Annotated in this window: 16 protein-coding genes, 2 tRNA genes and 3 rRNA genes; 13 read left to right on the top strand and 8 right to left on the bottom strand. The window is 45.4% G+C overall.

Annotated elements, in window-relative coordinates; genetic code table 11:
- Positions 1-70: 70 nt before the first annotated feature.
- Positions 71-541, bottom strand: coding sequence for a peptide-methionine (R)-S-oxide reductase MsrB (gene msrB, locus LAJ61_RS03945; RefSeq protein WP_224054546.1), 471 nt, complete (start codon positions 539-541; stop codon positions 71-73).
- 160 nt (positions 542-701) lie between these two features.
- On the opposite strand from msrB, the gene map reads away from it, so the two are divergent.
- The 6 genes from map (at position 702) to rrf (ending at position 7,082) form a co-directional block, all read left to right on the top strand.
- The gene (gene map / locus LAJ61_RS03940) at positions 702-1,487 is read left to right on the top strand and encodes a type I methionyl aminopeptidase (protein WP_224054545.1); all 786 of its coding nucleotides are present in this window, start codon (positions 702-704) and stop codon (positions 1,485-1,487) included.
- Positions 1,488-1,916: 429 nt separating this feature from the next.
- Positions 1,917-3,448: ribosomal RNA gene (locus tag LAJ61_RS03935) — 16S ribosomal RNA — on the top strand.
- Between the two features lie 96 nt (positions 3,449-3,544).
- Positions 3,545-3,621 (top strand) — tRNA-Ile (locus tag LAJ61_RS03930).
- 11 nt (positions 3,622-3,632) lie between these two features.
- Positions 3,633-3,708, top strand: a tRNA-Ala gene (locus tag LAJ61_RS03925).
- A gap of 300 nt (positions 3,709-4,008) precedes the next feature.
- Positions 4,009-6,868 (top strand): 23S ribosomal RNA (locus tag LAJ61_RS03920).
- 100 nt (positions 6,869-6,968) lie between these two features.
- A 5S ribosomal RNA gene (gene rrf / locus LAJ61_RS03915) occupies positions 6,969-7,082 on the top strand.
- The 16S, 23S and 5S rRNA genes sit together here with 2 tRNA genes alongside, the layout of an rRNA operon.
- Before the next feature lie 150 nt (positions 7,083-7,232).
- Here the strand turns inward: rrf and LAJ61_RS03910 are convergent.
- A complete protein-coding gene (locus tag LAJ61_RS03910; RefSeq protein WP_224054544.1) occupies positions 7,233-8,018 on the bottom strand; it encodes a transglutaminase-like domain-containing protein in 786 nt (261 codons plus the stop codon).
- 263 nt (positions 8,019-8,281) lie between these two features.
- Here LAJ61_RS03910 and LAJ61_RS03905 point away from each other — a divergent pair, with 263 nt between their 5' ends.
- From LAJ61_RS03905 to rapA, 3 genes are all read left to right on the top strand, one after another.
- Positions 8,282-8,737 carry a diacylglycerol kinase gene (locus LAJ61_RS03905; RefSeq protein WP_224054543.1) on the top strand — a complete coding sequence of 152 codons (456 nt, stop codon included), beginning with the start codon at positions 8,282-8,284 and terminating at the stop codon, positions 8,735-8,737.
- 42 nt (positions 8,738-8,779) lie between these two features.
- The gene (locus LAJ61_RS03900) at positions 8,780-9,592 is read left to right on the top strand and encodes a DUF72 domain-containing protein (RefSeq protein WP_224054542.1); all 813 of its coding nucleotides are present in this window, start codon (positions 8,780-8,782) and stop codon (positions 9,590-9,592) included.
- 112 nt (positions 9,593-9,704) lie between these two features.
- Complete coding sequence (gene rapA, locus LAJ61_RS03895; RefSeq protein ID WP_224054541.1) at positions 9,705-12,554, top strand: RNA polymerase-associated protein RapA; 2,850 nt, start codon at positions 9,705-9,707, stop codon at positions 12,552-12,554.
- Between the two features lie 146 nt (positions 12,555-12,700).
- Here the strand turns inward: rapA and LAJ61_RS03890 are convergent, their stop codons facing one another.
- Positions 12,701-12,907 carry a hypothetical protein gene (locus LAJ61_RS03890; RefSeq protein ID WP_224054540.1) on the bottom strand — a complete coding sequence of 69 codons (207 nt, stop codon included), beginning with the start codon at positions 12,905-12,907 and terminating at the stop codon, positions 12,701-12,703.
- A gap of 170 nt (positions 12,908-13,077) precedes the next feature.
- Between LAJ61_RS03890 and LAJ61_RS03885 the strand changes: the two genes are divergently transcribed.
- Together LAJ61_RS03885 and LAJ61_RS03880 are read left to right on the top strand one after the other, a co-directional pair.
- On the top strand, positions 13,078-14,970 hold the full coding sequence (locus LAJ61_RS03885) for a putative nucleotidyltransferase substrate binding domain-containing protein (RefSeq protein WP_224054539.1): 1,893 nt from the start codon (positions 13,078-13,080) through the stop codon (positions 14,968-14,970).
- Between the two features lie 73 nt (positions 14,971-15,043).
- Positions 15,044-15,691: a 3'-5' exonuclease gene (locus tag LAJ61_RS03880; RefSeq protein ID WP_224054538.1), complete on the top strand. Its 648-nt coding sequence runs from the start codon at positions 15,044-15,046 to the stop codon at positions 15,689-15,691.
- Positions 15,692-15,766: 75 nt separating this feature from the next.
- Here LAJ61_RS03880 and LAJ61_RS03875 read toward each other — a convergent pair whose 3' ends face one another.
- Entirely contained in the window at positions 15,767-16,525 is a 759-nt protein-coding gene (locus tag LAJ61_RS03875; RefSeq protein ID WP_224054537.1) for a hypothetical protein, read from the bottom strand.
- A 338-nt stretch (positions 16,526-16,863) separates the two neighbouring features.
- On the opposite strand from LAJ61_RS03875, the gene LAJ61_RS03870 reads away from it, so the two are divergent.
- Positions 16,864-18,672: a D-alanyl-D-alanine carboxypeptidase/D-alanyl-D-alanine-endopeptidase gene (locus LAJ61_RS03870; RefSeq protein WP_135890166.1), complete on the top strand. Its 1,809-nt coding sequence runs from the start codon at positions 16,864-16,866 to the stop codon at positions 18,670-18,672.
- A 19-nt stretch (positions 18,673-18,691) separates the two neighbouring features.
- Here the strand turns inward: LAJ61_RS03870 and LAJ61_RS03865 are convergent, their stop codons facing one another.
- Both LAJ61_RS03865 and LAJ61_RS03860 read right to left on the bottom strand, forming a co-directional pair.
- On the bottom strand, positions 18,692-19,291 hold the full coding sequence (locus LAJ61_RS03865) for an NUDIX hydrolase (RefSeq protein ID WP_224054536.1): 600 nt from the start codon (positions 19,289-19,291) through the stop codon (positions 18,692-18,694).
- A 20-nt stretch (positions 19,292-19,311) separates the two neighbouring features.
- A complete protein-coding gene (locus LAJ61_RS03860) occupies positions 19,312-19,482 on the bottom strand; it encodes a hypothetical protein (protein WP_224054535.1) in 171 nt (56 codons plus the stop codon).
- 157 nt (positions 19,483-19,639) lie between these two features.
- Here LAJ61_RS03860 and LAJ61_RS03855 point away from each other — a divergent pair, with 157 nt between their 5' ends.
- A complete protein-coding gene (locus LAJ61_RS03855) occupies positions 19,640-20,200 on the top strand; it encodes an NUDIX hydrolase (RefSeq protein WP_159772211.1) in 561 nt (186 codons plus the stop codon).
- A gap of 110 nt (positions 20,201-20,310) precedes the next feature.
- Here LAJ61_RS03855 and LAJ61_RS03850 read toward each other — a convergent pair whose 3' ends face one another.
- Positions 20,311-20,445, bottom strand: a complete 135-nt coding sequence (locus tag LAJ61_RS03850; protein ID WP_224054534.1) for a FeoB-associated Cys-rich membrane protein — start codon at positions 20,443-20,445, stop codon at positions 20,311-20,313.
- A gap of 19 nt (positions 20,446-20,464) precedes the next feature.
- A complete protein-coding gene (gene feoB / locus LAJ61_RS03845) occupies positions 20,465-22,354 on the bottom strand; it encodes a ferrous iron transport protein B (RefSeq protein WP_224054533.1) in 1,890 nt (629 codons plus the stop codon).
- Positions 22,355-22,365: the final 11 nt, after the last annotated feature.

The raw sequence follows: 22,365 nt of genomic DNA, 5'->3' as shown, positions 1-22,365 counted from the left end.
AATGACAAACTGCTATTTTAACATATTTTTATATGGTTAAGCTATATGTTTTAGCAAAAGCAGATGGCGATTATTCAACCAATCCGATTAAGTCACCATAACCTTCTTGTTCCATCTCATTTACAGGGATGAAACGTAGCGACGCGCCATTGATACAATAACGCATGCCGCCAAGCTCAGGAAGACCGTCATTAAACACATGACCTAAATGTGAATCGCCAACACGGCTACGCACTTCAGTACGTCGCATACCGTGACTGTCATCAAACAATTCATTGATTACTGCTGTATCAATTGGTTTACTAAAGGCGGGCCAACCACAACCTGAGTCATACTTGTCTGATGAGCTAAAAAGCGGCTCACCACTCACAATATCCACATAGATACCACGTTCAAATTGGTGGTCATATTCATGGCTAAAAGGGCGTTCTGTGCCGTTTTGCTGTGTCACATAATATTGCTCATCATTCAAATTTGCCTTGATTTCAGCTTCAGAAGGTCTTACATACTTCTGTATATCGATATTAATTGAATTAGCCATAGACGTTTCTAGCCCTTGTTGTCATTGTAGAACATCACAATAGTTACAACCCATCCAAAATTCAAGTAACAACTGTTTAAACAAATAGTAGTTTTGTGAAAAAGGTGAAAAGGGCTATAATACGTCTTCTTAAATTTTCGCAAAATCAGATAATTATTGTATGAAAACACTATTAAATAACCCTGAAGCCGTTGAAAAAATGCGCGTCGCTGGTAAATTGGCCGCTGACGTCTTAGTGATATTAGATGAATATGTTAAAGAAGGTGTAACGACAGGTGCATTAGACAAGCTTGCCCATGACTACATTGTCGATGTGCAAAAAGCCATTCCTGCCAATGTTGGCTATCATGGCTATCAGCACACGCTTTGTACTTCAATCAATCATGTGGTTTGTCATGGTATTCCCGATGACACCCGCATCCTGAAAGATGGCGATATCGTCAATATCGATGTCACAGTAATAAAAGATGGTTATCATGGCGATACTTCAAAAATGTGGATTATCGGTGAAGGCTCAATCATGGCGCAGCGTATCTGCAAAATTGCCCAAGAGGCACTATATGCAGGGATGAAAGCCGTTCGCAATGGCGCCCATGTAGGCGATATTGGCGCAGCGATTCAAGCGGTGGCAGAGCCAGAGCGTTTTAGCGTAGTAAGAGAATATTGCGGACATGGAATTAGTGACGTATACCATGATGAACCACAAATTCTGCACTATGGTAAAAAAAATACCGGTCTACAACTGACGACAGGTATGACATTTACCATTGAACCAATGATTAACCAAGGTGTATGGCAAACCAAAACCTTGCCCGATAAATGGACGGTAATTACTAAAGACCGTAAATTGTCAGCCCAATGGGAACACACACTGATGGTTACCGAAAACGGCTGTGAAGTGTTTACCAAGCGTCCAGAAGAAGATTTGAGTTTTTTAAACAGTTAAAATATGAATAAAATCAGCAGTATAAAAGAAAGTTAGTAATTAATTTAAAATTATTTATATTTTCCTGTTGACACCCATTCAAATTCACGTATAATACGCCACCACTGAGCGACGAAGAGTTTACAAATAAGTAAAACAAGTTACGAAGCTTAGAAAGAATTAAAATAAAGCTTGACAGAGTAAAACAAAACGTATTACAATATCAAGCTCACCAGATGATAGACGATATCTTTGGTACACTAAATAACAACAAACACAAGAACAACTTGTGTGGATTTTCACTTAGAGCGATAAAATTAAGACTTTAATTAATTGTATTGTCAGAGTGAAGATACTCGTAAGTTTATTTGAGCAAAGACAGTATAAATAATTGAGTCAACAAATTAAATCTATTGACATCGCGTAGCGATGACAATAGATAGAAAGATTAAACTGAAGAGTTTGATCATGGCTCAGATTGAACGCTGGCGGCAGGCTTAACACATGCAAGTCGAACGATGAGTCTCTAGCTTGCTAGAGATGATTAGTGGCGGACGGGTGAGTAACATTTAGGAATCTGCCTAGTAGTGGGGGATAGCTCGGGGAAACTCGAATTAATACCGCATACGACCTACGGGTGAAAGGGGGCGCAAGCTCTTGCTATTAGATGAGCCTAAATCAGATTAGCTAGTTGGTGGGGTAAAGGCCCACCAAGGCGACGATCTGTAACTGGTCTGAGAGGATGATCAGTCACACCGGAACTGAGACACGGTCCGGACTCCTACGGGAGGCAGCAGTGGGGAATATTGGACAATGGGGGCAACCCTGATCCAGCCATGCCGCGTGTGTGAAGAAGGCCTTTTGGTTGTAAAGCACTTTAAGCAGGGAGGAGAGGCTAATGGTTAATACCCATTAGATTAGACGTTACCTGCAGAATAAGCACCGGCTAACTCTGTGCCAGCAGCCGCGGTAATACAGAGGGTGCGAGCGTTAATCGGAATTACTGGGCGTAAAGCGAGTGTAGGTGGCTCATTAAGTCACATGTGAAATCCCCGGGCTTAACCTGGGAACTGCATGTGATACTGGTGGTGCTAGAATATGTGAGAGGGAAGTAGAATTCCAGGTGTAGCGGTGAAATGCGTAGAGATCTGGAGGAATACCGATGGCGAAGGCAGCTTCCTGGCATAATATTGACACTGAGATTCGAAAGCGTGGGTAGCAAACAGGATTAGATACCCTGGTAGTCCACGCCGTAAACGATGTCTACTAGCCGTTGGGGTCCTTGAGACTTTAGTGGCGCAGTTAACGCGATAAGTAGACCGCCTGGGGAGTACGGCCGCAAGGTTAAAACTCAAATGAATTGACGGGGGCCCGCACAAGCGGTGGAGCATGTGGTTTAATTCGATGCAACGCGAAGAACCTTACCTGGTCTTGACATAGTGAGAATCCTGCAGAGATGCGGGAGTGCCTTCGGGAACTCACATACAGGTGCTGCATGGCTGTCGTCAGCTCGTGTCGTGAGATGTTGGGTTAAGTCCCGCAACGAGCGCAACCCTTTTCCTTATTTGCCAGCGGGTTAAGCCGGGAACTTTAAGGATACTGCCAGTGACAAACTGGAGGAAGGCGGGGACGACGTCAAGTCATCATGGCCCTTACGACCAGGGCTACACACGTGCTACAATGGTAGGTACAGAGGGTTGCTACACAGCGATGTGATGCTAATCTCAAAAAGCCTATCGTAGTCCGGATTGGAGTCTGCAACTCGACTCCATGAAGTCGGAATCGCTAGTAATCGCAGATCAGAATGCTGCGGTGAATACGTTCCCGGGCCTTGTACACACCGCCCGTCACACCATGGGAGTCTATTGCACCAGAAGTAGGTAGCCTAACGCAAGAGGGCGCTTACCACGGTGTGGTCGATGACTGGGGTGAAGTCGTAACAAGGTAGCCGTAGGGGAACCTGCGGCTGGATCACCTCCTTAACTAAAGCACTAAGTGAGAATTCACAGCAAGTTGTTCTTGTGTATAAATAAGCTAATTCGAGGATGAGCAAAGCGATGCTTTGTAATTTTCGTTCAGGGTCTATAGCTCAGTTGGTTAGAGCACTGCCTTGATAAGGCAGGGGTCATAAGTTCAAGTCTTATTAGACCCACCACCTCTTACTTAGGGGCCATAGCTCAGTTGGTAGAGCGCCTGCCTTGCACGCAGGAGGTCAGGAGTTCGACTCTCCTTGGCTCCACCATAATTAGCTTAACGTTATAAAGCAGACAGAGTAATTTAGTAAGCATATTAAGAGATTACTTCAATCTGTTTTATCAGAAATCACGACCTGACGAAGGTCTGATAATTCAATAACAACATAGAGAAATGAGTCTGGGTTAATTATCAAGTTCCAACGAAGATAATTAACCTTAGTAATCAGCCAATCAGACCCAAAGAAATGATTGGAACAACTGATTACTTAAAAGTAAAGAGAACTGAATCAAGCGTAAACATAGGTGAAGATCGTTACCATTACCTATACGACCCTTTAGGGTTGTATAGTCAAGTAATGAAGTGCACATGGTGGATGCCTTGGCAGTCAGAGGCGATGAAAGACGTGACAGCCTGCGAAAAGCGTCGGGGAGGCGGCAATATCCTGTGATCCGGCGATATCTGAATGGGGAAACCCACTTGTCATAAGACAGGTATCGTAAATTTATTTACGAGGCAAACCGGGAGAAGTGAAACATCTCAGTAACCCGAGGAAAAGACATCAATAGAGATTCCCCTAGTAGCGGCGAGCGAACGGGGAGGAGCCGACTGATTATAATTTAGAGGAATGACTTGGAAAGGTCAATCGTAGAGGGTGATAATCCCGTACTCGAAAGGTTATAAGAAGCATATTAAGTAGGGCGGAACACGAGAAATTCTGTCTGAAGATGGGGGGACCATCCTCCAAGGCTAAATACTCCTGACTGACCGATAGTGAACCAGTACCGTGAGGGAAAGGCGAAAAGAACCCCTGTGAGGGGAGTGAAATAGATCCTGAAACCGTGTGCATACAAGCAGTCGGAGCATCATTTATGATGTGACGGCGTACCTTTTGTATAATGGGTCAGCGACTTATATTCTGTAGCAAGGTTAACCGAATAGGGGAGCCGTAGGGAAACCGAGTCTTAATAGGGCGTCTAGTTGCAGGGTATAGACCCGAAACCGAGTGATCTATCCATGAGCAGGTTGAAAGTGACGTAACAGTTACCGGAGGACCGAACCCACTGTCGTTGAAAAGCCAGGGGATGACTTGTGGATAGGGGTGAAAGGCTAATCAAACTCGGTGATAGCTGGTTCTCCCCGAAAGCTATTTAGGTAGCGCCTCGGACGAACACCATTGGGGGTAGAGCACTGTTTCGGCTAGGGGGTCATCTCGACTTACCAAACCGATGCAAACTCCGAATACCGATGAGTGATATCCGGGAGACAGACGGCGGGTGCTAACGTCCGTCGTCAAGAGGGAAACAACCCAGACCGCCAGCTAAGGCCCCAAATTCCTAGTTAAGTGGGAAACGATGTGGGAAGGCACAGACAGCTAGGAGGTTGGCTTAGAAGCAGCCATCCTTTAAAGAAAGCGTAATAGCTCACTAGTCGAGTCGGCCTGCGCGGAAGATGTAACGGGGCTCAAACTAGGAGCCGAAGCTGCGGATTTAATTGTTTCAATTAAGTGGTAGGGGAGCATTGTGTAAGCCTGTGAAGGTGTGTTGTAAAGCATGCTGGAGGTATCACAAGAGCGAATGCTGACGTGAGTAACGACAATGCGAGTGAAAAGCTCGCACGCCGGAAGACCAAGGGTTCCAGTCCAACGTTAATCGGGGCTGGGTGAGTCGACCCCTAAGGCGAGGCCGAAAGGCGTAGTCGATGGGAAATCGGTTAATATTCCGATACTTGTTTATGATGCGATGGAGGGACGGAGAAGGTTATGCCAGCTTGGCGATGGTTGTCCAAGTGGAAGGATGTAGTTAGGTTTAGTAGGCAAATCCGCTAGACTATTAATGAGATCTGATAGCAAGCTGTACTTGTACAGCGAAGTGGCAAATACCCTGCTTCCAGGAAAAGCTTCTAAGCGATAGTCATAAAGAAATCGTACCCTAAACCGACACAGGTGGTCAGGTAGAGAATACCAAGGCGCTTGAGAGAACTCTGCTGAAGGAACTAGGCAAAATGGTACCGTAACTTCGGGAGAAGGTACGCTGCCGATGGTGAGTAGTCACGCACTACAAAGCTATTGGCAGTCGCAGATACCAGGCCGCTGCAACTGTTTATTAAAAACACAGCACTCTGCAAACACGAAAGTGGACGTATAGGGTGTGATGCCTGCCCGGTGCTGGAAGGTTAATTGATGGGGTTAGCGTAAGCGAAGCTCTTGATCGAAGCCCCAGTAAACGGCGGCCGTAACTATAACGGTCCTAAGGTAGCGAAATTCCTTGTCGGGTAAGTTCCGACCTGCACGAATGGCATAATGATGGCGGCGCTGTCTCCAGCAGAGACTCAGTGAAATCGAAATCGCAGTGAAGATGCTGTGTACCCGCGGCTAGACGGAAAGACCCCGTGAACCTTTACTACAGCTTTACATTGAACTTTGACCTTACCTGTGTAGGATAGGTGGGAGGCTTTGAAGCAGGCACGCCAGTGTCTGTGGAGCCATCCTTGAAATACCACCCTGGTAATGTTGGGGTTCTAACTCAAGCTTAACAGAGCTGAGGACAATGTATGGTGGGTAGTTTGACTGGGGCGGTCTCCTCCTAAAGAGTAACGGAGGAGTACGAAGGTGCGCTCAGAACGGTCGGAAATCGTTCGAAGAGTATAAAGGCAAAAGCGCGCTTAACTGCGAGACCCACAAGTCGAGCAGATACGAAAGTAGGTCTTAGTGATCCGGTGGTTCTGTATGGAAGGGCCATCGCTCAACGGATAAAAGGTACTCTGGGGATAACAGGCTGATACCGCCCAAGAGTTCATATCGACGGCGGTGTTTGGCACCTCGATGTCGGCTCATCTCATCCTGGGGCTGAAGCAGGTCCCAAGGGTATGGCTGTTCGCCATTTAAAGAGGTACGCGAGCTGGGTTTAGAACGTCGTGAGACAGTTCGGTCCCTATCTACCGTGGGCGTTGGAAATTTGAGAGGATCTGCTCCTAGTACGAGAGGACCAGAGTGGACGAACCTCTGGTGTTTCGGTTGTGACGCCAGTCGCATTGCCGAGTAGCTATGTTCGGATGGGATAACCGCTGAAAGCATCTAAGCGGGAAGCCCACCTTAAGATTAGATTTCCCTAAAGAGCCGTTGTAGACTACGACGTTGATAGGTTGGGTGTGGAAGCATAGTGATATGTGTAGCTAACCAATACTAATTGCTCGTTTGGCTTGACTATACAACGCCTAAATGGCTTTGTAGGTAATAACGATTATCACCTCGCTTGATATAGCTGATACTTTACTTTTATTAAACAACTCATTCCTCTATCCCCCTTTGCTGACGATAATAGCTTGGAGGTCCCACCTGATCCCTTCCCGAACTCAGAAGTGAAACTCCAATGCGCCAATGGTAGTGTGGTTCGCCCATGTGAGAGTAGGTCATCGTCAGCTCCCTATTCCAAAACACCCCCTTACTGATAGTGAGGGGGTGTTTTTTTGTATTGTGGCTTTGCAACAATCTAAGTTATGAATATTGGTAATTAAGAAATTGAGATGAAAGCCTTCTAATAGAGGCTTCCACTTTAAACATCCATGATAAAATCAGTCGATTTTCTCTACGTTAACTTTCATATCTTTTAATTCAAATGGTGCGAAAAAAGTCGCAAAAGCAACATCCGCAGCATCCCTTCCATAACCTAGGATCACACGACCGCCTTTGGGCGATGATTGCGTGGCGTCAAATGTGTACCAACGGTCGCCAATAAAAACTTCATACCACGCATGTAAGTCCATTGGGTCAAGTTGATATAAGTAGCCAACCACCATCCGAGCGGGCATATCTAATGCCCGTGACAGACTAATACCCAAATGTGCAAAGTCACGACATACGCCTTTTTTATGTTGCCACGTATCTAGTGCTGTGGTCTCTGCTGTACTACTCCCATATTGGTAAGTAAAGTTTTGGTGAATATAGGCGCAAATTGCCGCCGCTTTGTCATAACCGTCGGCAAAATCTTGGGTTATCATTTGGGCTTCTTGAATTAGAAATTCTGGCAGACAATAGCGACTGGGTAACAAATATACCATCGTATCTGAAGGCAGCTGCTCAATCGGTGTTTTCGGCATACCGGGTGCGACATCTATCCATTCGCTAGTATATAGTTCAACTGTTAGGCTAACTTGGTAATCCCCCATCGGAAATAAAACCCTGTCACATAAGTTACCAAAATTGTCGTTATAACTTGTAACTGGTAAGGGTGGCGTGACTTGCCATTCTTCTTGAGTGACCTGCTGAGCTAACCCTGATTGCGGTCGTAGTAGAAACACCGCAGGGGTTGGCTGGGAAAAGTAATAATCGAGTTGGCAAGTGGCGCGTAATTTCATCATAGATTTTTCATCAAATAAGGTGACAGCACTAACTAAAAATTGCAAGGTGGAGTGATTGCTGCAAAAAATAGCAGAAGTCTTAGAATTTATGCCATTATCAGTAAAATGGCAATCAATATTTATAGATTTTATTTGCACTTAAATTCGCATGATTCAAAGCTTGTTTATCAACGGCTATCAATGCTCGCTGCAGTAGATATTGTGAAAATTCTAGGATTAATCTATGGTAGAATGAGAAAATTTTTTATAACCCAATGACCATCATGACATCACCTAGTTCAAATCAGCGTCCTGATAAATTTGCTAGCCATTTAGCCAACCATTTAGATGGATATGCCGCGCAGACCAAGGGGAAAACAGGGCTCAAACGTATCATCAATGCCGCAGGTTACTCAAAAGATGGTTTGATTGCGGCATATCAAAATGAAGCGGCTTTTCGACAGGTTGCATGGCTCAATAGCATTTTATTAGTTGCGCTGATTTTTTTACCTTTTATGATGCCGATTAAAATGATACTGGTGTTTTCATCGTTTTTTTCTCTCATCGTTGAGTTGTTTAATACCGGTATTGAAGCGTCAATTGACCATACATCGACAGAACGTCATCCGTTGGCAAAGATTGGTAAAGATGTAGGTTCTGCCGCGCAGCTATTAGCCTTGACGATGCTGTTTTTGTTATGGATGATGGCGCTATATACGACTTTTATTAATTTCTATTAATCAATGATGGGCTAATTTTGTAATTGAGTAGACCAATTTTCTATGAGCATCTATATCGGAACCGGTGGATACAGTGATACGGATTTTTTGGGAATTCTCTATCCTGCTGACACCAAAAAAACCGAATTTTTAACCGAGTATAGTCGTCATTATGCCACTGTTGAAATCAATAGTAGCTTCTATGCGCCTTTAGGTCGAAAAGCGTATGAAGGTATGCTCAAAAAATCCAACGGAAAGCTAAAATTTTCGATTAAGATTCACCAAGATTTTACCCACCGATTAACCGCCACTGCAGAGACCGCGCAAGCTTTTTTGCAGGCGATTGACCCTATCTTAGCGGCAGATTGCTTGGCTGCGTTATTGATTCAATTTCCGCATGGTTTTGATAGAACGGTGGCACATCGTCAGTATTTGGCAACCTTAACCAGTTGGTTTGATGGATTACCATTGGCGATAGAATTTCGCCACCAAAGCTGGCATATTCCGCAAGTTTACGCCAGTTTCCAGCAGCAAAATTTGATTTGGTGTAGTGTGGACTATCCACATATCCATGGTTTACCGCCCAGTCGGCTGTTGTTTACTGGCCGCATCGGTTATTTACGCATGCATGGGCAAAACTTAGACTGGTGGGATGCCCATTCGGCGGCCGAGCGGCATGATTATCGATACAGCGATACAGAAATGCAAGCTTGGGCAAAGACGATTGCCAATCAACAAGCCAATTTTGATACTTTGTATATTTACTTTGAAAATACGGTAAAAGGTCATGCGGTGTATAATATCGAGATGCTCACACAAGCGCTCATGACCGAAGGTATGCCAGTCGTCAGTCCGTTGATAGCGAATGATGAATAACTAAACAGCCGCTATCAACAAAATCATTCACTTGAAAATGTAATTTTTGCTATCATAAACAGTTTTACTTTTCATCATTTAAATTTCTAATTTGGAAGCATGGTTAAGCGGTATGACTGATTTTGCGATTGGACAACGTTATCTGTCGGATACAGAGAATGAATTGGGGCTGGGCGTCGTCGTGCTCGTTGATGAACGCTGCGTGCATATTTTGTTCCCGCAAAGTGAAGAAACGCGTGTGTATGCCAAGACATCGGCGCCTTTGTCGCGTGTGACCTTCAAAGCAGGGGATACCATATACGACCAAGATGGCGCATCGTATGTGGTCAGCGATTTTGAAGAAACCAATGGCGTCTATAAATACTCGGTTGAAGGTCATGACCGTGCGATTATGGAAACCCGCCTTGCGGCTAACATTAATTTGGCAAAACCCCTTGAGCGCTTGCTTGCCAGTCGTATCCACCAGAATGATTGGTACGAACTGCGCCAAGAGTTACTACGTACCCAAGCGTATTTAGCCTCTCATCCATTAAGAGGCTTGATGGGTGCACGTGTCGATATTATTGAGCACCAGCTGTATATCGCCCATGAAGTAGGTAAACGTATCGCGCCGCGTGTCTTGCTTGCCGATGAGGTAGGGCTTGGCAAGACGATTGAAGCGGGTCTGATTATTCATCAGCAATTAATCACCGGCAAATCTGAGCGTGTTTTGATTTTGGTACCTGATAGTTTGCAGTACCAATGGATGATTGAAATGCGTCGCCGTTTTAATCTTGAGTTTGCGATTTTTGATTTGGTCAGAACCGCAGCGATTGCAGAGCATGACCCTGAGCAAAATCCTTTTACCACTGAGCAGTTGATTATTGCCAGTATTGATTTGCTACTTGACCATGAAGATTTGCATGAGAAAGCCTTGGCAGCGGGGTTTGATTTGCTGGTTGTGGATGAAGCCCACCATCTACATTGGGACAGTGAGCAAGGGGGCAATGACAAATATGATTTGGTTGAAGATTTGGCCGAACAAACCGCAGGTGTGTTGTTGCTCACAGCAACCCCTGAGCAGTTAGGTTTAGAAAGCCATTTTGCGCGGTTACGATTGTTAGATCCCAATCGTTTTAATGATTTAGACGACTTTATCGATGCAGAAGAAAATTTTGCGCAAACCGCAGCAATTGCTGAGGTGTTATTGAGTGACCAATCGCTGTCAGATAACCAAAAATCAGCATTAGCCCAGTTATTAGGTCATGACATCAGTGATGATGAGCAAGGTCGTGCGCGCGCCATCAATGAATTGTTAGATCGTCATGGTACTGGTCGTGTGCTATTTCGCAATACCCGTGAGAGCGTGTCTGAGCTTATTTCTGGCTTCAAAGGTCGGCGCTCAATGGCGTACCCGCTGCCGCTACCGATAAGTTGGCAAGACAGTTATCACACCCAAGGTAAATTGCGCGAACAATTATGGCCAGAGGAGTTGCAGCCCGATGGTAGTTGGCTGGAACAAGACCCGCGAGTGCCTTGGCTGGTTGACTTGCTTAAAAACACCTTAAAACATCAAAAGGTGCTGCTGATTGCGCGCAGTGGGGCAACGGTTGAAAGTTTAGAGGCAGTATTACGATTGCATGCGGGCATTAAAACCGCGATTTTTACTGAGCAAATGACTCTACTGGAGCGCGACCAAGCGGCGGCATATTTTGCCGATATTGAAGGCGCGCAAGTATTGTTAGCTTCTGAAATTGGCTCTGAAGGGCGTAATTTTCAGTTTGCCAGTGATTTGGTGTTGTTTGATTTGCCCGCCAATCCTGATACATTAGAGCAGCGGATTGGTCGTCTCGATCGGATTGGCCAGCAAAACGAGATTACCATTCATGTGCCTTTTGTCGAAGGCACGGCAACAGAACGTATGTACCGCTGGTATAACGAAGCGCTAAACATTTTTAACCAAATCTCACCCACGGCGCAAACCGTTCAAGAGCAGTTTATTGTGGATTTAAAACCGCTGCTTGAAGGGCAAAAAGTCGAAGATGAGGGTCAAGAAATTACGTTAGATCAGTTGATTGAAGAAGGCAAAGCCCAGCGCCTTGCACTAGAAGCAGCCATGCAAGCAGGACGTGACAGATTACTTGAATACAATTCTTGTCGCCCGCGTGTCGCCAGTAAAATCGCTTACACCATGCGTGAATTTGATGATACCCACATGTTGCCACGTTTGTTTGAACGCTTTATGTCGTCCATCAATATGGAATATAGTGGACAGCGTGATGGCTCATTGATGCTGCATCCGAGCGATGAAGTACAAGTGCAAGGACTGGCAGTGCCTGAAGATGGCATGACCTTGACCTTTGAGCGTGACCAAGCGTTACTACGCGAAGACATGGAATTTATGACTTATGAGCATCCTTTGATGCAAAGTATCTTTGAAACGGTCAACGCAGGCACCTTTGGTAATACCACGGTTGCTACTTTACAAAGTAATGCCATGCCCGAAGGACTGATCTTGGTCGAAGTCAATTTTCGTGTTGAAGCGATTGCGCCAAAGCTCCTTAATTTACCCGCATTTTTGCCAAAGCCGCTCATTCGGGTGTTTTTAAGCCAGCAAGGGACTGATTTTAGCGATAAAATTGCGCCTGATATGATTGTGTCGCATATTCAACGCTTGGATAAAACCCGCGCGCGTCAAGTCATCAAAGCGCGTAAAGACATCATCGAAGTGCGCTATGAGCAGGCAGTAGCATTGGCAAACCAGCAATTACCTGCGATAAGTGAGCAAGCCAAAGAGGTATTTAATCAGCGCTATGAGCGTGAAGTGGAGCGCCTGCAATATTTGCAATCCATCAATCCGAATGTACGAGACGCAGAAATCAATCAATTAAAACGTTTGCAAGAACAGGGCTTACATGCCCTAGGTCATTTATCCTTAATTCCTGATAGCATCCGTGTGCTAGTTGCGGTCAAGCCCGGTTAATTGTTTTGAATTTAGGTTAATTTAGGTTAAAGGTCAGCTTAGATTAGGCTGACCTTTATTATATGTTTGCATTTTGCATTTTGCATTTTGTGGTTAAGACTAGTTGTTAGGTTTAGTTATCAGGCTTATTTAGCAAAGCTAGTTATTTACCTCTCAGGATTCACCACACTCATACTAAATTTAAGTCCGATACTAAGTAGTACAATCGCCAGTGGCAACAGCACCATTGCAATGCGCTGGGTTTTATACCTGACAGGCGGCTCCTTACTGACCTTAGATAATAAAAAACATAGCATACCCGCGACCAATGTCAAAATCCCTAAGCCCAAACAAAGAAAACCTAAATAATTCATCTGTTTACCCTTTACCCATACTGATATGTTTGACGGGTGTAAATTACATACTACGACGACCCATCGATATTTGTTGAAACACGATTGTTGCCTCAGACAACTTTGATTATAATCTAACAAGACTCATAGGACATGAGATTTATTTTTAGCCGCAATACAAGGATGGTGATATGAGTGGCTCAATGATACAGACTTTGGACATACAACATCTACACCAGCCCCCATTTGATACACTAAGCGATCAGCAGCGAACCCATCTGCAGCAGCACAGTAAAATCGTCTATTTGGACAACTTGCAGCCCATACCCACTGGATGGCAAGGGGATTTTTTTATTATCCTTAAAGGCTTTGTTCATCAATTACAAGGTGATGCGTTGATTTCTACCTTAAATGCAGGCGATTGGTTTGATACCAAGGTCAGGCAAAACGGCGTTTTCAACTTTATTACCCAGCAGCAAAGTCTGATGTACCGTATCGATGGCCAAGTGCTAAGTGCAATGACCGAGCAAAATCCCACCTTAAAAAATGCCTTGTTTGCCGATGTCGCTGCCCGTCTCAACCATCACCAAGCTCGCCTCGCCCAAAGTGAAAGTCAAAAACTGCTATATCAACCGATTGCCAATTTGGGACAGCATATCAAACCGCCGCATTTTGTCGATGATACGGCAACGCTATACGATGCCACGATGGCGATGAACCAATTTGACATCAAGCATATTTTGGTTAAGTCACAAGCGCGAATGACCGAAGCAGAGCATGACAAACTCATCGCACAAGGCGTTGAAAAATCTACCATTGCATCGTATGTCGAGCGCATCGGTATTTTTACCCAAACCGATGTGTGCCGAGCGATTGGGCAAAAAGTTGATTTTGCCACTACGTCTGTGCTGGACTTTACCAATTTTAAAATCCATACCGTGCATCAATCGCAAGATGTGAGTGAAGCCTTGCTGACCATGTTACAAACTCGTACGCACCGTTTACCCATTATTGACAGTCAAGGTCAAATCATTGGAATTTTGGGGCAAACCGAATTACTGAGCTTTTTAACCAACCATTCCAATCTTATCGTCGCTCGTATTGAGCAAGCGCAAAGCCTAGAGGATGTTGCGGTGGCGGTGGAATTGATTGGTAAATTTATCCGTGAGCAGCACGCCAGCGGCATCAAAATCCATGTTATCAGCCGTATGGTGCAAAGCTTGAATTTACAAGTGTTTGCCAAGGTATGGCAGCTAATTGTGCCTGCTATTACCTTCTACAATACCTGTCTGTTTGTAATGGGCTCAGAAGGACGTGGTGAACAAATCTTGCGTACTGACCAAGACAATGCGCTGATTATCCGCAATGGTTTTAAAGATGACAATCTGCCCAGCTATGCCGCGCAGTTCAATGAGGCATTGGCGAACATGGGTTATCCCTATTGTGATGGCAAGATTATGCTTAGCAACGAGCGTTGGCGAAAAACTTCAACCGCCTTTGAAAAACAAATCACGGCATGGTACGTGAGTGGCAGCAGTGAAGATATGATGTGGATTGCGACCTTAATCGATGCGCATTTTGTTTGCGGCGATATTAAGCTCTTTGAGCAGCTGCAAAAACATTGGCAAGTCAGCGCGCAAAATGTGGCGACTAGTAACTTTATCAACCGTTTTGCCAAACCGATTCTACAATTTGGTGATAGCAGTGGTTGGTGGCAAAAATTTGTCGGTGCCAGTGAAACCGATATTGACCTAAAAAAAGCGGGGATATTCCCGATTGTCCACGGCGTGCGAGCCTTGTCATTGGAATATCATATCACTGAGACTAACACCAGAAGCCGACTGCAGCAGCTGGCACAGCAACAGGTACTAGATGACACCATGGCGCAAAATCTGGCAGAAGCACTGGATTTTTTTATGGCAAAACGATTGGATGTGGCATTGACCACACAGGATAGAACAGCGCGAGCGGTAAATCCCAATCACCTATCAGCACTGGAAAAAGACTTGTTAAAAGAATGTTTGGCGATGGTCAAAGATTTTAAAACCTTTATTACTCATCATTATCGCCTAGATATTTTTTAACTAAGTAGATATTTTTTAACTAAGTAGATATTTTTTAACTAAATAGATAGTGTTAATTGCTTAGAGAAAAGCCATGTTTCATCGCATCAAAAATCTGTTCGGCGGTCAAAAACTTGAGCGACAAAAACAGCGGCTCAGCAAGCCTGAGTACGCTTATCTGTTCGATACCCCGCTATCTAAAGTCCCCAATGAGTGGGTGAGCCTAGACCTAGAAATGACCGGGCTTAATGCTAAACAAGATTATATTTTAAGTGTCGGTGCAGTACAGGTACGCAAAGAAAGTAACGGGTTTGTGATTGATACCGATAGCGCGCTGTCCTTGGTATGCCGTCCGCCTGTGATGCCAACCCAGGACACCATTGTGATTCACGGATTAAGACCGATAGATGTCGACAATGGCTTATCGTATGACGAGATGCTCACCCAATTATTGCCAATGCTTAAAAACCGTCCGATAATTGGGTTTTGTGTGGACATGGACATGGCGTTTTTAAATGCCATTGCCAAACCGTTTTTGGGTGTGGAACTGGCTAATAAACTTGTCGATGTCAGTCGCTTGTATCAACAAAATCAGCATCGACATGACCCCAGCCAAGTTGGGCAGTTACCACACCTCAATCAACTGCTAGACGAATACCAAATCCCGCGATTACCTGCTCATAATGCCCTCAATGATGCCATTATGACTGCCATGTTATTTACCCATCTAATGAAGTCATAGCAGGCTTATGAAGTCATAAAAGCTAACCGACATAAAAAAACTCTCATCATGAGAGTTTTTTATTTAAAAATGACTTTATTTTTTACTGGGAGCGGCGTCCGCGCCTTTTGGCTTGATGCCTGCTTCTTGGGTTAATTGCATCAACATGGTACGGGCTTCTTCAGCGGATTTTTGCGCTTTTTCCATCGACTTAGCAATTTCTGGATTGGTCTCTGGGGTTGCCGTTGGTTTTTTGATTAAAGCCGCCGTACCAGCACGGCTATTGGTAATACTTTCAACCATTTTATCGCGGGTTTGTGCGACACGGGGGTCATTAAATTTTAGTTTGTTGAGCGTGGCTTTTTGCAAATCTAACTGTGCCACCACTTCTTTAAAGAAAGCTTGTTGGTCAGCAGGCGTTTTGGCGTTTTGCATTTTTTTTGCCATTTCTGCTTGTTTGGCTTGGGTATTGCGGTCAAGCTCGTTTAAGGTTTTAAATAACTGAGTCAAATCTGCTTTTAGGGCAAGATTGGGTGTCGCAGCCGCGGCATTGTTGGCGGCAACTGTAGGCGCGCTGCTAACGTTGGCGGTTTTTTCTGCAGTAGCTGGCGTGGTGACAGTTGTCGTGGTTGACGAAGCAGTGGTGGTAACGGCAGCACTAGCAGGCGCGCTAGAGATGGCTTGGGAAGCCGCCACAGGGGCAGTAGTTGTAGAGGTTGACGTGGTGGTGGTCGTCGTTGCCGAAGCAGTGGTGGTTGTGGCTTTGTCATCTTTTTTTGAGCATGCAGATAACGCTAACACGAGACTCATAGCGCCTATAGTCATGGCAGAGGTGGTGATAGATTTGTTTAACATAGAGTTTTTTTAACCTAAATAATTTTTTAATCTAAATAACTTTTCACCCAAAACAATTGGGTCAGCGTTCTCGATTGAAACCCAAAACGGCAATAGCAGTGACTGAAATGTGGCAATTAGACGACAGTTTAGCAAATATCTAAAAATTGAAATGTAGAGAATTGCAACAGAAGGCTACGGCAGTTTGTCTAAATGCCTTAATTTTAGCCGATTTGCTATGAAATCAGGTGGATTTTTATGGCAAAAAGCGATAAGGTGGCAGCTTATTTTTGCCTAATTTATTTTTGCCTGATAAGATTCGATACCTAGTATAGATTCTTCACATTGTTGCTGTTGTTATGAAAAATTCGCGCCAATCCGTGGGTCTGCAAACCCGCGCCATTCAATTATTGTCTTTAAAAACAGGTTTGTTGCTAGGGATGGCTTGTCTATCCTTGGTGGGTCATACGTCAGATACCACACAAGTCCAGCCGCCAATACCCACTGACCCAGTGACCAAGCAAAGCCATGCAGTCATGGGGCAGCGCGATCCAGTCAATAAGCTACCTGAAACGATTCAGGCCAAACTTGCCCAAGCCAATATTCCGACCGATAGCCTGAGCATGGTGGTACAACCGTTAACGGACAATCCGCAAAATGCAGCGTCGACCACGCCCCAAACGCCTTTGTTTAGTTATAACGCTGATGTGCCACGTACCCCCGCATCTACGCAAAAACTGATTCCCACTTATGTGGCGCTCGATAGTTTGGGCAAAGATTTTGTTTGGCAAACCAAATTATATCAGCATGGTTTTGTGTGGAAAGGCACGCTTTATGGCGATGTGATTGTGCAGGGCAGTGGCGACCCAAAACTGGAAAACGAGCGCTTGTACCAGCTACTTGCCATGATTAAAGCACAGGGTATTAAGCAAGTACAAGGCAATTTAATCATCGATAATCGCCAATTTGAAGGGGTAGATTTTGATGTTAATGCGTTTGATGGCAAAGGATTACGCCCTTATAATGCCCAGCCCAATGCTTTGTTAACCAATTTTGGTACAGTGGAAGTGGATTTGGTGCCACTGCCAAAACCCAATGCCACACCGGTCGTAAAGCCTAATACCAGTAGCGTCACGCAACCCACAACATCAGCTTCGACAGATATCGACAATCCTGCGGCAAATCTTGAGCAAATCCAAAGCAAACCTTCGATTAATCCCAAAGACGTAGCGGCGTATCAAGTCAGCCTAAAGCCTGCGCTGGCAAACTTTACTATGCCTACAACACTGCAAGCCAGTCAAGCGCCTTGCAATAGCAACCAAGATGATTGGATTGGGACATTGACGTCCACAGGATTGAGCTTTCACCAAACCGCGTCCGCCTTTTGTGGTGAGCAAAAGCGCTATCTGACGTTTCCTGATGGGGATGTACTGGTGAAACAACAAATCATCGCCGATTGGCAAAAAATCTTGCCAAACTTTACAGGGAATATTGAATTTGCCAACCCTGCAGTGCCCTATATGCAGCAAGCCAAGGCGATACCGCAAGCGCTACCTTGGTATATTCGCTTATACCTAAAATACTTTGGCAAACCCTTGACCCCAAAATTGGTTGGCTATGTCGCCTCCAATCCATTGCATGAGCAAATCAAAGACATCAATCAGCACTCCAACAATGTGATGACGGAACAAATCGCCTTGTCGCTACCGCTGTATGCCGACAAGCAGCGTATCAGCACTTATCCAAAAACCTTTGCCTACATTCACCAGTGGTGGCAACAAAAGCTGCCCCAAGCACAGCCCCCTATAATGACTAGAGCCTCAGGTTTATGCCGTGATTGCCGCGTGGCGCCCAATAGTATGTTAGCGCTGCTAACTCTCGCTTATCATTCACCCAATTTTACCGTATATCGTGATTCATTGGGCGTGGCAGGCGAGTCGGGTACCATCAAAGCGCTCAAACTGCGCCAGCCAAATAACCCTGCCATTGGGCATGCTTGGATCAAAACAGGCACGCTCGATAATGTCACCAGTATGGCAGGCTATGTTCAAGGCAAATCAGGAAAATGGTATGCAGTGGTTGGGATGATTAATGCCGACAATGTCAAAAATAATAGCAATGCCAAAGCCGTGCTCGATGAAATGCTAGCGTGGACAGCGCTGCAGTGATTGGTTTCTGGTTGATTGGCTATTTATCGTGAACATTAAAATACCAATCAATCTGGCGGTCAAATCCCATTTCCAGTAGGCTTGCGGTGATGCGTCCCGTCAAGCCCCACACGGTCTCACCATCAATGATAAAGCTCGGTGATACCATAACTTGGCGACCCAAATCATACGCATAATCGATGGTTGGCTGGTGAATGAGCGTGGCTAAATCTGCCCAAAATAGCCTTGCAATTTCGCACATCTCTGGCACAAGGTTAACACCGGGTGGTATCACCCCCACAATCGGCTTGACAGGTCTACCGCTTTTGGCAAATTGTAGGGGCAATTCGCCCAACACAGTCACTTGACTGGGATGAATACCTGTTTCCTCATGCGTTTCTCGTAACGCGGTAGCTTGGTTGCTATCGTCCGTGTCTTCACGTCTGCCCCCTGCAAACGATACTTCGCCGGCATGTTCTCGCATATCCGAAGCGCGCAACGAGTACAAAATTTTTGGCTCAGCTTCATTGGTAATGGCGATGAGTACCGAATACGGCTGCGGCGTGGGGTCGAATGGCAGTTTTGCGATTCGCTCAGCCAGTTGGTTCAATAAAGGACTTTGAAATTTAGTTGTGGACATATTTTTTAATTCATCAAAATTTAATGGGCAATTTCGCAATGTTTATACGGCGCTTTGAGTTGACCGAATTTATCTAAAACTAATTGTCTATTGTCGATATCACTACCAAGCGGTAAAGCTGGCATAGCTGAGACAGGTTTTTGCATATTAGGCTGGGTATGCGGCGCGCTACAACCTGCTAATAATCCCAAACTTAATACCGAGCTAAATACCTAAGCTAGATACTTAGCTAAACTTTCTCATAATCGGCTGCTCAACTCATTTTTATCATGTAAAAACCTGCAATCAATGCTACCATACTTAAAACGACTTTCACCTCACAAAACATAAAAATAATAGGAAAATGCCATGCCTTACTGCCTGCAATGCGGTCATCTAGCCGAAACCAAAATCCCGCCGATGGACAGTCTGCCGCGCATTGTGTGCCCGTCTTGTGGCTACATCCATTACGAAAACCCCAAAGTCATCAACGGCTGTTTACTCATCCATGAAGATAAAGTTTTGCTCTGTCGCCGCGCGATTGAACCGCGGCATGGTTATTGGACGCTGCCTGCAGGCTTTATGGAGCTTGGCGAGACCATGAAAGATGGCGGCAATCGTGAGTGCTTTGAAGAAGCCGAAGCCATCGGCAGTGGATTAGAGCTATATTGTCTATACGACATACCAGATATCGGACAGATTCATATGATATTTATCGGCTCGCTCAAAGATGGCAAATTTGGCGTGGGCATCGAGAGCCTAGAATGTGCGTTGTTTGCCGAAGAAGATATCCCTTGGCAAGACTTGGCGTTCCAAAATGTCATTGAAACGCTGCAACATTATTTTGCTGACCGCAAAGCAGGGGCGACGCTGGGTAATTTTCCCATCCATCAGCAAGTGATTGCTAAATACGTACATTTGGGCGATTAAGTGTCCATTTAAACAGTAAATTTTAAACGGCAAATTGTTCGCTAAAAAGACGGGCGTGGCGCATACGCCCTAAATATCTAAGTTCTAAACACCAAGATTGTAATCTTCAATCAATGACCGCATTTACCGCAGCCGCCGCAACTACTATTTTTGGCAGTTAAGCGCTTTTTGGCTTTGATTGCCACATATACCAACGCTATCAATACCATCAACATCACGATAAAAGTCTGCATTTGCGCGTTCATAACAACTCCTTTCAATCAATTAATTAACGAGTATATCTGTCACACGATAAGTAATAAAAGCTGCGATATAGGCTAATACAAATAAAAACGCCACAATCATCGCCGTATATTTGCCCGAATTGCTCTCTCGTTTGATGGTGGCAATCGTTGCCATACACATGGGTGCATAGATATACCACGCCAAAAACGCAAACGCCGTTGGTAGTCCCCAATGATTGCGGATAATCGGGATTAAGCCTTCACTCACCGCTGCTTCATCACCACTCACTGCATACACAGTACCCATCGCAGCGACCACCACTTCACGGGCAGCAATGCCAGGAATCATGGCGATACAGGTTTGCCAATCAAACCCAATCGGCGCGAAAAGCGGATGAATCCAATGCCCAAGATGACCGGCAATACTATAATCAATGGCAGGACCTGTGGCGTTGGCAGGCGGTTTTGGGAAAGTCACCAATACCCATAACAATATGGACAACGAAAAAATAATCGTACCTGCGCGTGTCAAGAACGCTTTAACTTTATCCCAAAGGCTAATCGCAATATGGCGCACGTTGGGCAAGCGATAAGTCGGTAGCTCCATCATCAGCGCCGTCAAGCTCGTGCGACCTTGTACTTTAGCTATCCATTTAAGCCCCAAGGCGACCAAAGCCGCCGACACAATCCCAGCAAGATAGAGCGCGAACAAAGTCAGACCTTGCAGATTAAACAGTCCCAATACTTTGGTATCGGGAATCACGGCGGCGATGATTAATGCATAAATCGGCAAGCGTGCCGAACAGGTCAACATCGGTGCCAGTGCCATGGTGACAAGGCGCTCGCGGGCATTGGGAATGGTGCGAGTCGCCATGACCGAAGGTACAGCACAGGCAAAACTTGAAAGCAGCGGGATAAATGCCCGACCTGACAAGCCTGTTTTTGCCAATAAATTATCCAGCAAAAAAGCCGCACGTGGCAAATAACCCGAATCTTCTAACACCAAAATAAACAAAAACAGAATCGTAATTTGCGGCAAAAAAACAATCACCCCGCCGACACCCGCAAGCACGCCATCGACCAATAGACTTTGTAACAATCCAGAACCTAACTGAGCGGTAATCCAATTCCCTAGCATATTGACTAGGCTATCTAAGCCATCCATCAACGGGGCAGCCCATGAATACACCGCTTGGAACATCACAAATAGTACAATCAGCAAAATCACCATGCCCCAAAATGGGTGCAATAACAGACTGTCTAAACGCTCATGCCAATTGGGTAGGGCGCCTTTTTCGCGTACCGCATGGGCGATAATCGAGTCGGCTTCTTGGTATAAGACAGTGGCATCTAAGTTATCAATGGTGTCAGCGACTTGGGTAAAATATTGCGCGTTACGCAGCGCGATAGCGGATTGGTTGGCTTGCTGCGCCACAAACTCACCGAGTAGTTGGTGCAATTTGGCAGTGCCGTCACGTTTGATGGCGATGGTTTTGACCACGGGCATACCCAAGACTTCGGCTAGTGCATCTTCATCAATCACCACCCCGCGTGAAGCCGCGACATCGGATAAATTGAGCGCGACCATCATGGGCAAGCCCAGTTGTTTGAGCTCCAGTAGCATCCGCAAACTAAGACGCAAATTCGTCGCATCGGCGACCGCGATAATGCCATCAAGCGGTTTTTCACCTGCCTGTTGACCGAGCAATACCTCACGGGTGACTTGCTCATCAGGGCTGGTGGTGCGCAAACTATAAGTACCGGGTAAATCTAAGATAGTGACCGCTGGATTGCCCAACCACGTGGCAAATTTTTTGTCCACTGTGACGCCAGAGTAGTTGGCAATTTTTGCTTTTGCCCCCGTCAAGGCATTAAAGGTAGCCGTTTTACCGCAGTTTGGTGCCCCGACCAATGCCAACGTGATTGCCATAATAACCCTCT

The organism is Faucicola osloensis, from assembly GCF_020041925.1.
Taxonomy (GTDB): Bacteria; Pseudomonadota; Gammaproteobacteria; order Pseudomonadales; family Moraxellaceae; genus Faucicola; species Faucicola osloensis_D.
The sequence above is the reverse complement of the archived record's forward strand: the minus strand, read 5'-3'. Positions and strand labels throughout refer to the sequence as shown.